General features: G+C 65.3%; 13 protein-coding genes. 9 read left to right on the top strand and 4 right to left on the bottom strand.

Features of this window, described 5'->3' with window-relative positions:
* Positions 1-16: 16 nt before the first annotated feature.
* The 9 genes from QGV55_RS16075 to QGV55_RS16035 all read left to right on the top strand — a co-directional run bounded on the left by QGV55_RS16075 (position 17) and on the right by QGV55_RS16035 (position 8176).
* A complete protein-coding gene (locus tag QGV55_RS16075) occupies positions 17-1750 on the top strand; it encodes a thiamine pyrophosphate-binding protein (protein WP_281019634.1) in 1734 nt (577 codons plus the stop codon).
* A gap of 50 nt (positions 1751-1800) precedes the next feature.
* On the top strand, positions 1801-2613 hold the full coding sequence (locus QGV55_RS16070) for a class II aldolase/adducin family protein (RefSeq protein WP_281019635.1): 813 nt from the start codon (positions 1801-1803) through the stop codon (positions 2611-2613).
* 388 nt (positions 2614-3001) lie between these two features.
* Entirely contained in the window at positions 3002-3319 is a 318-nt protein-coding gene (locus QGV55_RS16065; RefSeq protein ID WP_281019636.1) for a hypothetical protein, read from the top strand.
* Between the two features lie 24 nt (positions 3320-3343).
* Complete coding sequence (locus QGV55_RS16060; RefSeq protein ID WP_281019637.1) at positions 3344-4615, top strand: NAD(P)/FAD-dependent oxidoreductase; 1272 nt, start codon at positions 3344-3346, stop codon at positions 4613-4615.
* Between the two features lie 30 nt (positions 4616-4645).
* Positions 4646-5062: a YeeE/YedE thiosulfate transporter family protein gene (locus QGV55_RS16055; protein ID WP_281019638.1), complete on the top strand. Its 417-nt coding sequence runs from the start codon at positions 4646-4648 to the stop codon at positions 5060-5062.
* Positions 5062-5499 carry a DUF6691 family protein gene (locus QGV55_RS16050; protein ID WP_348637683.1) on the top strand — a complete coding sequence of 146 codons (438 nt, stop codon included), beginning with the start codon at positions 5062-5064 and terminating at the stop codon, positions 5497-5499. Before QGV55_RS16055 ends, QGV55_RS16050 begins: the two co-directional genes overlap by 1 nt.
* A 17-nt stretch (positions 5500-5516) precedes the next feature.
* Positions 5517-6128, top strand: coding sequence for a thioredoxin family protein (locus tag QGV55_RS16045; protein WP_281019640.1), 612 nt, complete (start codon positions 5517-5519; stop codon positions 6126-6128).
* 14 nt (positions 6129-6142) lie between these two features.
* Complete coding sequence (locus tag QGV55_RS16040) at positions 6143-7228, top strand: YeeE/YedE family protein (protein ID WP_281019641.1); 1086 nt, start codon at positions 6143-6145, stop codon at positions 7226-7228.
* Positions 7229-8176, top strand: a complete 948-nt coding sequence (locus tag QGV55_RS16035; RefSeq protein ID WP_281019642.1) for an MBL fold metallo-hydrolase — start codon at positions 7229-7231, stop codon at positions 8174-8176. It begins immediately after the preceding gene.
* 4 nt (positions 8177-8180) lie between these two features.
* On the opposite strand, the gene QGV55_RS16030 is transcribed toward QGV55_RS16035, so the two are convergent.
* The 4 genes from QGV55_RS16030 to soxB form a co-directional block, all read right to left on the bottom strand.
* Positions 8181-9077: an alpha/beta hydrolase gene (locus QGV55_RS16030; protein ID WP_281019643.1), complete on the bottom strand. Its 897-nt coding sequence runs from the start codon at positions 9075-9077 to the stop codon at positions 8181-8183.
* The gene (locus QGV55_RS16025; protein ID WP_281019644.1) at positions 9064-9699 is read right to left on the bottom strand and encodes a cytochrome c; all 636 of its coding nucleotides are present in this window, start codon (positions 9697-9699) and stop codon (positions 9064-9066) included. The genes QGV55_RS16030 and QGV55_RS16025 overlap by 14 nt, the downstream gene beginning before the upstream one ends.
* On the bottom strand, positions 9680-10960 hold the full coding sequence (gene soxC, locus QGV55_RS16020) for a sulfite dehydrogenase (protein ID WP_281019645.1): 1281 nt from the start codon (positions 10958-10960) through the stop codon (positions 9680-9682). Before soxC ends, QGV55_RS16025 begins: the two co-directional genes overlap by 20 nt.
* A 67-nt stretch (positions 10961-11027) precedes the next feature.
* The gene (soxB, locus tag QGV55_RS16015; protein ID WP_281019646.1) at positions 11028-12716 is read right to left on the bottom strand and encodes a thiosulfohydrolase SoxB; all 1689 of its coding nucleotides are present in this window, start codon (positions 12714-12716) and stop codon (positions 11028-11030) included.
* Positions 12717-12724 lie beyond the last annotated feature (8 nt).

Raw genomic sequence — 12724 nt, 5'->3', positions numbered from 1 at the left:
CCGAGGAGGAAACCCCATGACCGAGAGTCAGGATCTGAATGACGACCCGTTGAGTGTCGCTGCATGGATCGCCCGGGCCCTTGTGGCGCGCGGCGTGGAACGGGTCTTTGGCCTGCAGGGCGGGCACATCCAGCCGATCTGGGACCATATCGCCCGGCAGGGTATCCAGATCATCGATGTGCGAGACGAGGGCGCGGCGGTCCACATGGCCCATGCGCATGCCGAACTGACCGGTGGTCTGGGCGTGGCGATGGCCACTGCCGGTCCGGGCGTGACCAACTGCGTGACCGGGATTGCCAACGCCGCGCTGGCGCGTGCGCCGGTGCTGCTGATCGGCGGCTGTACCTCGACGCGGCAGGCCAACATGGGACCGCTGCAGGACATCCCGCATGTGGATATCATGCGCCCCGTGACGCGCTATGCCCGTACCGCGCGGGTCGCCGACCAGGTGCTACGGGAGCTTGACGAGGCCATTGCCCGTGCCACCGGCGACATGGGGGAACCGGGGCCGTCATATCTGGAGGTGCCGACCGATGTGCTGCGCACCCATGTGCCGGAGAATCTCGTCACTTCGGACTGGCTCGCGCGGAAACCGGCCCGACGCCCGGCACCGGACCCTGCGCTGATCGACGCGGCGGTGGAGACCATCCGTGGCGCGCGCCGCCCGCTGGTGGTCAGCGGACGCGGTGCGCGGGGCGCGGGGGCGGCGCTGGAACGCTTCCTCGATGCCACCGACGCGCTCTACCTCGATACCCAGGAGAGTCGGGGGCTGGTGTCGTCCGACCACCGGGCCGTGGTCGGGGCGGTGCGCGCCGCTGCCATGGCGCAGGCGGACCTGGTCATCACCGTGGGGCGGAAGCTGGACTACCAGCTCGGCTTCGGTTCGCCCGCCGTTTTCCCTGATGCGCGGTTCCTGCGCATCGCGGATACCACGGGCGAACTGGTCGACAACCGCCGGGGCACGCCGGAGATCCTGGCCGGGGTGGATCTGGCGCTCGAGGCGCTGGCCGTCGCCCTGGGCAATGATGCCGGGGCGCGGGACGCGGACTGGGCGGACGGGTTGCGCGCGAAACATCGCGACCGTCTGCAGAAGGGCGCATCCGGTCCGGTGCCGCAGACCGGCGCGGATGGTGCCGTCCATCCCATGGCGATCTTCGACGCACTGGATCAGGTGGTGGACCCGGACTACATCGGGGTGGCGGACGGGGGGGACCTGCTCAGCTTCGCCCGTGTCGGGCTGACGACGCGCACCTATCTGGACGCCGGCACCTTCGGCTGCCTCGGCGTCGGCGTGCCCTTCGCCATTGCGGCGGCCCTGGCCTGTCCCGACCGCCAGGTCATCTCCGTCAATGGTGACGGTGCCTACGGCATCAACGCCATGGAGATCGATACGGCGGTCCGGCATGGAGCGAAGGCTGTCTTCATCGTCTCCAACAACGCCGCCTGGAACATCGAGCGCCATGACCAGCACGTGAACTATGGCGGGCGCATCACCGGCACCATCCTGCGCCACTCGGACTATGCGGGCATGGCCCGTGCGCTGGGGGCTCACGGGGAACGTGTCGAGGACTCGGCCGACCTGGTGGAGGCGATCCGCCGGGGCATCGCCAACGCGCCCGCCGTCATCGATGTCGTGACCTCCCGCGAGGCGGTCTCGTCGGACGCCCAGAAGGGGCTGGGCTTCGTGCCTGACTATCAGCCCCTGTTCGCCTGGGACGATGCGGAGCGCAAGCGCCGCAATCTGGGCTGATGCTCAGCCCGTGCTAGAGTTCGCAATCATCACGTCGTCAAGGATCCGAAATGCTCGATCTCCAGAACCGCACCTCCATCTATCAGCCCAGCCAGCCGGGGCTGAAGTTCCCTGAGGAACCCAAGTTCAATTCGAACGAGGAACTGCGCCTCGACCGCAAGAAGCGGCTGGTTGCGGCCTGCCACGCGTTCTCCCAGCTGCAGTACAACTTCGGCTTTGCCGGGCACCTGACGATCAGGGACCCGGAGCACCCCGAACTCTACTGGACCAATCCGATGGCGGTGCACTTCGACCGGGTTTCGCTGTCAAACCTGATCCTGGTGGACCACTCGGGCAAGGTGATCGAAGGCGATTACGCCGTGAACCGGGCGGGCTTCGTCCTGCACGGCGCGGTGCATGAGGAACATCCGGACATCCTGGCCATGTGCCATGCCCATACGATCCATGGAACGGCCTTTGCCGCACTCGGGCGACCGCTGGACCCGATCACCCAGGATGCCTGCGCCTTCTTCGAGGACCATGTGGTGATCAAAGACGAGGCCGGTCATGTTGCGGTCGATGAAGACGCGGGTCCGAAGGTCTCGCGGGCCTTCAAGGGCGTGAAGGCGGCGATCCATCAGAATCACGGCCTGATCACGGCGAGCCGCCACAGCATTGATTCCGCCGCCTTCTGGTTCATTGCGCTGGAGCGGTGCTGCCAGCAGCAGCTCCTGGTGGAAGCGACCGGCCACAAGCCGGTGCATGTTCCGGTGGAAAGCGCCCGCTACAGCCGGGAGCACGTGGGCAGCGAATATATCGGCTGGCTGCACTTCCAGCCGATATACGAGCAGTTGGTCGAGAGCCGGCCGGACATGTTCAGCTAGATCGGTCCGTCGGGTGGCGGACGCGATGCGGGTCGCCTGCGCGCCCTAGATATTCAATTTACTGAATTTTCTGCTGTGTTGTGAACTCTCTCTGTCATTTGATTGGCAGGGAAGGTTTGCGCATGCGCCGGTCATCCGGCCAACGGTCCGGCAAGCCTTCCTCGCCTTTGCCGCGATGGTACAGGATGGACGGGCCTTTTTCAGCCGGTATCCCGCTATCGGCCATTGCTGCGCCGGTCTTCCGGTTCGGCGCACATCATCACCCGCCCCAAGGGCCTGACCCGCTTGACCCAGCGAAAGGCGACGGTCGAGAATCCGGATTTTCCATTGACACGGTGTGAAATACGACCGCAAATATTCGAAAATATGAATTTATGGGAGGATGTCCATGCTTGCCTTGCGGCGGACCGCCAATGCAGGCGTTTCCGCGCTTTGTCTGATGGCTTCCGGCGCAGTCGCGGGTGATGCCGCCTATGGCGAATATCTGTCAGGCGAATGCGTTGCCTGCCACCAGAAGTCCGGTGCCGATGACGGTATTCCCTCCATCGTCGGTTGGGACGCGGTCAGTTTTGTCGCTGTCATGCTGTCCTACAAGCAGGGCGGGCGCGACAGCGAGGTGATGGTGAATGTCGCACAGTCACTGGACCTCGAGCAGATCGAAGCGCTGGCCGCCCATTTCGCGACAATCGAACACCAGGAAGAGTGAAGCAATCGGACAGGGAGAAGACAGATGGGCATGACGCGCAGGCAGTTTACCAGGATGGCAGGCGCCGTGGCGCTGGCTTCCGCCGCTCCGCTGGGTTTCGTTCATGGCGCGGCGCGGCCGAAGGTCGTCGTGATCGGTGGCGGTGCCGGCGGCGCGACGGCAGCGCGCTACATCGCCAAGGACTCGAAGGGAGCCGTCGACGTCACGCTGATCGAGCCGACGCGGATGTACTACACCTGCTTCTTCTCCAACCTCTACATCGGCGGCTTCCGGGATCTGGCCTCCATCGGCCACACCTACGGGAAACTCGCCAGCGACTATGGCATCAACGTCGTGCACGACTGGGCAACCGGCGTGGACCGCGCCGGCAAGACGGTGTCCCTGTCCAGCGGCGTCAGCGTTCCCTACGACGCGCTGGTGGTTTCCCCGGGCATCGACTTCAAGTACGAGACCCTGCCCGGCTATTCGGTGGAGGCTGCCGGCCGCATGCCCCATGCCTACAAGGCCGGCACGCAGACGGCCCTGCTGAAGAGTCAGATCAACGCCATGCCCGCAGGCGGCACCTTCATGATGGTGGCTCCGCCGAACCCCTACCGGTGCCCCCCCGGACCCTACGAGCGGGTCTCCATGGTGGCCCACGTGCTGAAGCAGACGAACCCGACGGCCAAGATCCTGATCATTGACCCGAAGACCAAGTTCTCCAAGGGTGGCCTGTTCTCCGAGGGCTGGGAGAAACATTACCCCGGCATGGTCGAGTGGATCGGCGGTGACGTCCATGGCGGCATCAGGTCGGTGAACGCCGCGGAGATGTCGGTGGAGACCGACTTCGATACCTTCAGGGGTGACGTGGTGAACGTGATCCCGGCGCAGAAGGCCGGTCATATCGCCGAGGTCGCAGGTCTGACCGACGCCAGTGGCTGGTGTCCGATCGTCCCCGCAACCATGCAGTCGCGCATGGACCCGAGCATCTATGTGCTGGGCGACGCGACCGTGAACGGGGACATGCCGAAGTCCGGCTTCTCCGCCAACAGCCAGGCCAAGGTCTGTGCCATGGCCGTGCGCCATGCCCTGACGGGTTCGAAGATGTTCCCGGCGCGGTTCCGCAACACCTGCTGGTCGCTCATCGAGACCAATGATGGTGTCAAGGTTGGCGCGAACTACGAGGCGACGGACGAGAAGATTGCCGGCACGGGCGGTTTCATCTCCCAGACGGGTGAGTCCGCCGACCTGCGCAAGAAGACGTATGAGGAGTCGGTTGGCTGGTACCAGGGTATCACCACCGACATGTTTGGCTGACAGGAGGTTCAACTGACCGAGTTCACACCTTTGTCTGCATTGGCAGGCGGTGCCCTGATCGGCGCCGCCGCCGTCATGCTGCTGGCGCTGAATGGCCGTATTGCGGGCATCAGCGGCATCGTCAAGGGACTGCTGCCGCCGGAGGGCGCGACGGACGCGGCGTGGCGCATCTGCTTTGTCGTCGGCATGGTCGTCGCGCCCTGGCTGGTCGGGTCCGTGACGGGTGAAATCGCGGTTCCCGCAGTTCCCGGCAACGGACTCTGGATGGCTGTGGCGGGGGTGGTCGTGGGTGTCGGTACTGCGCTCGGCGGCGGCTGCACGAGTGGTCACGGAGTATGCGGCATGGCGCGCCTTTCGGGCCGCTCCATCGTCGCCACCCTGACCTTCATGGCGACAGGCGTGATCACGGTCTTCGTTGTGCGCCACCTGTTGGGGTGGGGGTCATGATGCGGGCACTGGCAGGACTTCTCGCAGGACTGGTCTTCGGACTTGGTCTGGTCATTTCCGGCATGTCGAACCCGGCGAAGGTGCTCAACTTCCTCGATATCACAGGCACCTGGGACCCGAGCCTGATCTTCGTCATGGGGGGTGCGCTGGTTGTGACCTTCATCGGATTCAGGTTGGTGCTCGGCATGTCCGGACCGGTTCTGGACACGCAGTTCCATCTGCCCACCCGTTCGGACCTCGACATGCCGCTGGTCGCCGGCGCGGCGCTGTTCGGCATCGGCTGGGGGATCGGCGGCTATTGTCCCGGGCCTGCCGTCACCTCCGCGACCCTGGGCGGATGGCCCACGCTCGCATTCCTGGGCGGCATGATCGCTGGCATGATCGCGGTGCGGATCCTGCAGCCACGGTCGCTGTCACCCGCCACCATCGTCAGATAGACAACAGGGGTATCATCATGATCAGCCGACGCAGTTTCACGACCGGTGCCCTGGCGCTCGGCACCCTGCCGCTGCTCTCGTCTGCGGCTCCGGCAGCCGTGGAAATCGGTGACAATGGCCTGCACCTTCAGGACTGGTTCCTGGACAGCTTTCTGGACCTGAACGAAGACCTCGTCACTGCCGCCGGTGAAGGGCGCCATCTGGCCGTGATCTTCGAACAGCGCGGCTGTCCCTACTGCAGGCAGATGCACGAGGTGAACCTGGAGGATGCGCGGGTCACCAGCTACCTGAGACAGCACTTCGACATCCTGCAACTGGACCTGCGGGGCAGTCGTGCCGTCACGGATTTCGACGGTGAGGAGATGGAGGAGCGGGAGCTGGCGCGGCGCTGGCGGGTCAATTTCACGCCGACGATCGTCTTCTTCCCGGCCGATCCTGCCGCAGTCGCCGGGATGAACGGGCGGGAAGCGGAGATCGCGCGCATGCCGGGCTATTTCCGTCCGCTGCCATTCCTGTCGATGTTCGAATACATCGCCGAAGGCCATTACGCCGAACAGGACTTCCAGCGCTATCTGCGTGACCGCTTCGCGCAACTGCGTGAGGCCGGCACGGACCCCGAGAACTGGTAGGCGTGAAAGGTGCGATGGAGATCGAACCCCATATCCTGATGGCACTGTGCGGCTTTGGTCTCGGAACCATTGCCGGACTTGCCGCACGCGGGGCCGACTTCTGCACCTATCGCGCCATCGAGGACTGGTGGGTCACCGGCAGCAACACGCGGCTGCGCACCTGGGCGCTGTCCATCGTCGTGGCGATGGTCGTGGTGCAGGCACTGTTCGCCGCCGACATGGCCCGTATCGGTGACAGCTTCTATCTCGCGCCCTCGCTTGGCTGGGGCGGTGCCATCGCGGGTGGCCTGCTGTTCGGCTGGGGCATGGCGATGGTCGGTACCTGCGGCTTCGGCATTCTGGTGCGGCTGGGCAGCGGCGACATGCGGGCGGTGCTGATGTTCCTGACCCTGGGCCTGTCGGCCTACATGGCCGCGCGCGGGCTGACGGCGCTCGGGCGTGTCTACGCGCTGGAGCCGCTGCGCCTGGACATGGAAGCCAGCGGCGGGCAGGGGCTGGGTCATCTGCTGGGGGCGGCAACAGGCACGGCGCCCGGCAGTGCCGGAATCGTTATCGCCCTGGTCCTGGCTGCGGTCGTCCTGTTCTGGTGTTTCAGGGACGCGGCATTCCGTGGCTCCGGCTACAGCATCCTGTCGGGCGTGGCTGTCGGCCTGGCGGTTGCGGGCGGCTTCGCGGCGACAGGCATCCTCGGAAACGATGATTTCGACCCGCAGCGCGTCGAGTCCCTGACCTATGTGCTGCCGCCGGGGGAGACGATCCAGTACCTGCTGACCTTCACCGGCGCGGAGATCAACTTCGGCATCGGCGTGACGCTCGGAACCATCTTCGGGGCCGTCATCACGACCGCCACGCGCATGGGATTCCACTTTGAGGTCTATGACGACGCCAGAGAGATGCGGCGCCACCTGCTCGGCGCGTTCCTGATGGGCTTCGGGGGTGTGGCTGCGATGGGCTGCACCGTCGGACAGGGCGTTTCCGGCATGTCGACACTGGCTGTCAGCGCACCGCTCGCGCTCGCCTCGATATTCGCGGGTGCCGTGCTTGGCATCCGCTATCTGATGACCGGCAGTCTGCTGGGCAGGGGAGATCAGGAGGTCTGAATGAGACTATTGGCAATGGCGGCCGGACTGGCGCTGCTGGGTGGCACCGCACTGGCGAACGAGAATATTCCCGACCAGTACCCCCAGTCGCTGCTCTACAGCCCGCCGGTGGAGGTCATTCCGCATGTCTGGTCGGCCATCGGGGCGACAGCACCGCCGACATACGAGAACGCGGGTCACAACAACAACCTCTCCTTCATCGTGACCGGTGACGGTGTCGTCGTCGTGAACGGCAGTGGCAGCTACCTGCTGGCGAAGGCCCTGCATGACGAGATCCGCCGGATCACCGACCAGCCCGTGAAACTGGTGATCGACGAGAACGGTCAGGGCCACGCCATGCTCGGCAACTGCTACTGGTCGGAGCAGGGCGTCCCGATCCTGGCGCATGAGGACGCGGCGGCGGAGTTCGAGGAATTTGGCGCGCAGATCATCGAAGGCGCCCGCACCCGCCTGAAGGAACGGGCTGAAGGCACGTGCCTGCGCGGCCCCGACGAGACCTTCAGTGACCGGAAGGTCATCGAGATGGGGGATTTCACCATCGAGGTGCTGTATCTTGGCCCGGCCCATTCACCGGGCGACACCCAGGTCTGGCTGCCGAAGCAGAAACTGGTGATCGCGGGCGACATGGCCTTCCACGAGCGCCTGTTGCCGATCTTCGACCACACTGACACGGCCGGCTGGGTCGAGACCTGGCCCCTGTTCGAGGCGCTGGGCGCGACCTACGTCATCCCCGGCCACGGTCATCCCACCAACTACGCCCAGGTGCGCCGCTACACCCACGACTATCTGGTCTACCTGCGCGGCAAGATCGGTGAGGTCATTGACGCCGGCAAGGGGCTGGAGGACAGCTACTACGTCGACCAGTCCCCCTACGCCCACCTCCACACCTACGACCAGCTCGCCACCCGCAACGCGGGCCGGGTGTTCGAGGCGATGGAGTTCGAGTGAGGGGCTATTCCGCGATGAACTCGGCGATCAGGTCGGCGGTGTCCTCGGCATAGAAGTCGAGGAAGAAGTGGTCGGCGTCCTCGATCAGTTCGAAGCGGACCCGGTCGCCGTCGGTGATGGCGGTCATGCGTTCCGGGACTTCGGGGACCGTGGTGTCGACCGACCCGGCAATGACCATGACGGGCATCGGCAGGGTAGCGACGATGGACGGGGTGTCGTGGTCGGCAAAACTGCCACCGAGGTAGGAGCGGATTGCCGCCGGAGTGGCCTTCGTGTCGCGGCAATAGACGATACCGGGCACATCGATCAGGTCTGCGTCCCGGTCAGCGAGAGCCAGGACAGCGGCGCGGTCGGCGCGATAGCGTGCGCGATAGCGCCGGTCGCGTTCGGCGTCGTCATGGCCGACGGCGGGGGCGATGGGGATCAGTTTCCCGACCATGTCAGGGTGGGCGCGGGCGAACAGGGCGACCTGGTTGCCGCCCCGGCTGTGACCGGCGACCATGATGTGCTGATGCCCCTCTGCCCTGAGCCACCGGGCCCAGGCGGCCAGTTCATCCACCGCTTCCTCGTGGGTATGGCGGAAGGGGACGGTGCAGTCATAGGGACCTTCGCGGCGATCGATGCCGAGGGTCAGGCTGGGGGCGAGGCTGGAGATTCCGCGCTCCGCCAGCAGTTCCTGCAGCGTGTCGATCAGTTCCTGGTCCTTGTCGGCCAGGGTGCCATGCAGCAGCAGGATGACCGGGGCATCCGCCGTTGCCTCGTCCGCTTCGACCCAGTCGGCCAGCGCGGTGAGGGGGCCGATCTTCTGCGCGACGGTGACCGGTTCCGCCGCCTGGGCGGTCCAGCCGAGCAGCAGTGCTGCCGCGGCGCCGGTCAGGACACGGCGGTCAATCCTCTTCATGGTCGGGCGTCACGTCGAGCACGCGGGCGCGCATGGTCACGGTCACGTCGGTCTTGCAGTTCGACATGCAGGGCGCGCCGTCGGCCAGCGACGGCGTGTCGGGACGCGAGTCCTCGATGAAACCGTTCTCGTTCGGCAGGCGCACGTCGGTGAAGTTCTCCTGCGACAGCACGAATTCGTCGTCCACCAGGTCGTTGGCATAGAGCAGGAACGCGGTGACGGCATAGACCTCGTCCGGCGTCATGGACTGCGCGTCACCGAAGGGCATGGCCCGGTTCACATAGTCCCAGACGGTCGACAGATAGGGCCAGTAGGAGCCGATGGTCTTCACCGGGCGATCCGAGCGCAGGGTCTCGAACCCGCCTGAGAGCACCGGCCAGCGATCCACCCCCTCCGCGAAATCGCCATGGCAGGCCGCACAGCGTTCGGAAAAGATGGTCTCCCCATCCTCCACCGATCCCTGTCCGGGGGGCAGGCCCATGCCGTCGGGGCGCACGTCGATGTCCCAGGCCGCAATTTCCTCTGCGGTGGCCGGGCGTCCGAGGTCGTCGGCCAGTACGACCGCCGGAGAAGCGGCAAGCAGGCCTGCGGTCAGCACCGACCTAAGAAGAAACTTCGACATTCTCTGCCTCCCCGTTGGAGCGCACCAGCCAGGTCTGGATACCATTGTTGTGGTAGATCGAATTCTCGCCGCGCACGGCCCGAAGCTGGTTCTTGGTGGGCTGCACGTAGCCGGTGGAATCGATGGCGCGGCTCTGCAGCAGCAACTCGCGCCCGTCCCAGTCGAAGTCGACGTAGAAGCGGTGTGCCGACTTGTCGAAGCTTGGACCGTCCAGGCGCGCGGTCTGCCAGTTGGCGCCGCCATCCATGGAGACGTCCACCCGCTGGATGGTGCCGCGCCCCGACCAGGCGAGGCCGGTGATGACATTGCGGCCCTTCGCGGTCAGCGGGGCCTGCGGGCTGGGGTTGGTGATGACCGACTTGCAGTCCATCTGCCAGGTGAAGCGCCGCGCCTTGCCGTTGGCCAGCAGGTCCGTGTACTTGGAGGTCTCTTCCCGGTGGTGCCAGGGCATGTCGCCGACCTCGATCCGGCGCAGCCACTTGATCCACATATTGCCTTCCCAACCCGGCACGACCAGACGCATCGGATAGCCCTGTTCGGGGCGCAGCGCCTCACCATTCATCTTCCAGGCGATCATGCAGTCGTCCAGCGCCTTTTCCATGGGGATGGAGCGGGTCATGGCAGAGGCATCCGCCCCCTCCGGCAGCAGCCACTTCGCATTCGGCTTCAGGCCGCAGTGTGCCAGCACATCCTTCAGCATGACGCCGGTGTACATGACGTTGTGGATCATGCCGTGGGTGAACTGGCAGCCGTTCAGCTGTGCGCCGCGCCACTCCATGCCGGAATTGGCGGCGCACTCCAGGAAGTAGACCCGGTTGGTGCGCGGGAAGCGCTTGATCTCGTCGACGGTGAAGATCAGGTCCTTTTCCACCAGCCCGTGGATGATCAGGCGGTGATCCGCCGGGTCGATCTCGGCGATGCCGCCATGGTGCCGTTCGAACGCCAGGCCGTTGGGCGTGATGATGCCGTCAAGTTCATGCAGCGGCGTGAAGTTAACGGAGCTGACGGGATCGGCGGTCAGCCAGGGCACACTGCGGCGCACCACATGCGCCTCGTACTCGGACGGCATGCCATAGGGGCGTGCATCGACACCGTCCCCCAGATAGCGCGACCAGTCCGGGATATTGGGTGGCAGATTCTCCGGATTTGATGCCCGGGCGGCGGTGCCGCCGACGACCGCGCCTGCACCCAGCGCAGCCGCTCCGGTCAGGAACCTGCGTCGGGACGGGACCGCGACGGATTTGCTGTCATTCTGGCTCATCATCAGACCTCGTGACTTCCCGTATTCTCGTGATTTATCATATTCGTATTATTGAATATGTCGAGTATCAACCGCCCACCAGGCGCACATTGTCGTGGGGCTCCGCAGTGACCGTGCCATGAGCCTGGATGTGGGCGCCCACGATGTCCCAGATCGGTGGTCCCTCCGTGCCCTCATTGACGCTGGCCCAGCCCGCGACCGCATATTCACGCTTCGGATCGATCGGCGCGCCGGTCCGCAACAGGGTCATGTCACCGATGCGGCTGCCGATCTCCTGCGCCGGGTCGATGGTGAAGCCCATGCCACCGACGCGAACCATGTCGCCACCCTGCTGATAGTAGGGGTCGGGGTTGAACAGGTTGTCGGCCACGTCTTCCAGGATCGTCTTCAGCAACTCACCGCTCATCGGTGTGCGGTAGGTCGCCGGATAGGTGATCGAGGTCATGTTGTGCACGTCCTCGACCGTGATGTCCTGGCCGGGCAGCAGCGACGCGCCCCAGCGGAATCCCGGCGAGAGCGCGATCTCCGCATCCCGCTGCTCCATCAGCGCATCACAGATCACGTCGTCGAAGGTGCCGTTCAGGTTGCCGCGCCGATAGAGGGTGGAACCGGTCTGGCCGAGAACGGTTTCCAGTTCCGCCTTGTAGGGCGCGCGGATCTCCGTGATCAGGTCCGTCATCTCGGGATCCGGCGTGATGACGTCGGAGAAGACGGGGATCAGCTTGTAGCGATAGCCCTTCATTTCCCCGTCCCGGACGTCGAGGTCGAGGCGGGAAAGGAACTTGCCGTGACTGCCGCTGGCGATCAGCAGTGTCCGGTTCACCTTCACGGCTGCGGGCAGGGCGTCATGGGTATGGCCGGTGAGCACGATGTCGATGCCATTGACCCGGCTGGCCAGTTTGCGATCAACGTCGAAGCCGTTGTGCGACAGCAGCACGACCAGATCGGCACCGTCGGCGCGGGCCGCATCGACACGTTCCTGCACCAGCGCTTCGCGAATGCCGAAGGACCAGTCCGGGATCATGTAGCGGGGGTTGGCGACCGGCGTGTAGGGGAAAGCCTGGCCAATGACGGCGATCTTCGCGCCGCCGCGCTCGAACGTGGTGGTGGCCTCGAAGACGGGTTCCTCCCACTCCGTATCCACCACATTGCCGGCGATGAAACCGAAGTCGAGCTGGGACACCAGTTCCTCGACCCGGTCTGTGCCGTAGGTGAATTCCCAGTGCGCGGTCATCGCATCGGTGCCCAGCGCATTCATGACGCGCACCATGTCCTCGCCCCGGGTGCGGTAGCTGGTCAGCGAGCCCTGCCAGGTATCGCCGCCGTCGAAGAACAGGGTCTTCCCGGGCCGCTCGGCGCGGATCGCCTTGATCAGGGTAGCCAGCCGGTCCATGCCGCCGACACGGCCATAGGTGCGGGCAAGCGCGGAGAAATCCTGGTCGGTCAGCGCGTAGGCACCGGATGTACCCGGATCGATGCCGTACTTCTGCAGAAAGGCCTTGCCGGTGACGTGCGGCGGCAGTCCGGCGAAATCTCCGACCCCGATGTTGACCGTCGGCTCACGGAAATAGACGGGCATCAGCTGGGCGTGGCAGTCGGTGATGTGCAGCAGCGTGACGTTGCCCAGCGGATCGAACTGCAGCAGGTCGTCCTGGGTCAGCGCCTGCTGTGCGGCAAGGCGTGTCCAGCTTGAACCCGCGCCGATCAGGGTGCCGGCGGCGATGCCCATCTGGATGAATTCGCGACGTGAGATCATGGCAATAC

The organism is Minwuia sp. IMCC3009 (assembly GCF_029909415.1).
GTDB lineage: Bacteria > Pseudomonadota > Alphaproteobacteria > Minwuiales > Minwuiaceae > Minwuia.
Note: the sequence above shows the minus strand (reverse complement) of the source record. Positions and strands in the feature narration are given on the sequence as shown.

Excerpts from the sequence above, each read along its gene's own strand:
- QGV55_RS16025 (WP_281019644.1), bottom strand. The coding sequence starts at position 9,699 with ATGTCGAAGTTTCTTCTTAGGTCGGTGCTGACCGCAGGCCTGCTTGCC.
- QGV55_RS16040 (WP_281019641.1), top strand. The coding sequence starts at position 6,143 with ATGGAGATCGAACCCCATATCCTGATGGCACTGTGCGGCTTTGGTCTC.
- QGV55_RS16030 (WP_281019643.1), bottom strand. The coding sequence starts at position 9,077 with ATGAAGAGGATTGACCGCCGTGTCCTGACCGGCGCCGCGGCAGCACTG.
- QGV55_RS16075 (WP_281019634.1), top strand. The coding sequence starts at position 17 with ATGACCGAGAGTCAGGATCTGAATGACGACCCGTTGAGTGTCGCTGCA.
- QGV55_RS16035 (WP_281019642.1), top strand. The coding sequence starts at position 7,229 with ATGAGACTATTGGCAATGGCGGCCGGACTGGCGCTGCTGGGTGGCACC.
- soxC (WP_281019645.1), bottom strand. The coding sequence starts at position 10,960 with ATGAGCCAGAATGACAGCAAATCCGTCGCGGTCCCGTCCCGACGCAGG.
- QGV55_RS16065 (WP_281019636.1), top strand. The coding sequence starts at position 3,002 with ATGCTTGCCTTGCGGCGGACCGCCAATGCAGGCGTTTCCGCGCTTTGT.
- QGV55_RS16045 (WP_281019640.1), top strand. The coding sequence starts at position 5,517 with ATGATCAGCCGACGCAGTTTCACGACCGGTGCCCTGGCGCTCGGCACC.
- QGV55_RS16060 (WP_281019637.1), top strand. The coding sequence starts at position 3,344 with ATGGGCATGACGCGCAGGCAGTTTACCAGGATGGCAGGCGCCGTGGCG.
- soxB (WP_281019646.1), bottom strand. The coding sequence starts at position 12,716 with ATGATCTCACGTCGCGAATTCATCCAGATGGGCATCGCCGCCGGCACC.
- QGV55_RS16050 (WP_348637683.1), top strand. The coding sequence starts at position 5,062 with ATGCGGGCACTGGCAGGACTTCTCGCAGGACTGGTCTTCGGACTTGGT.
- QGV55_RS16070 (WP_281019635.1), top strand. The coding sequence starts at position 1,801 with ATGCTCGATCTCCAGAACCGCACCTCCATCTATCAGCCCAGCCAGCCG.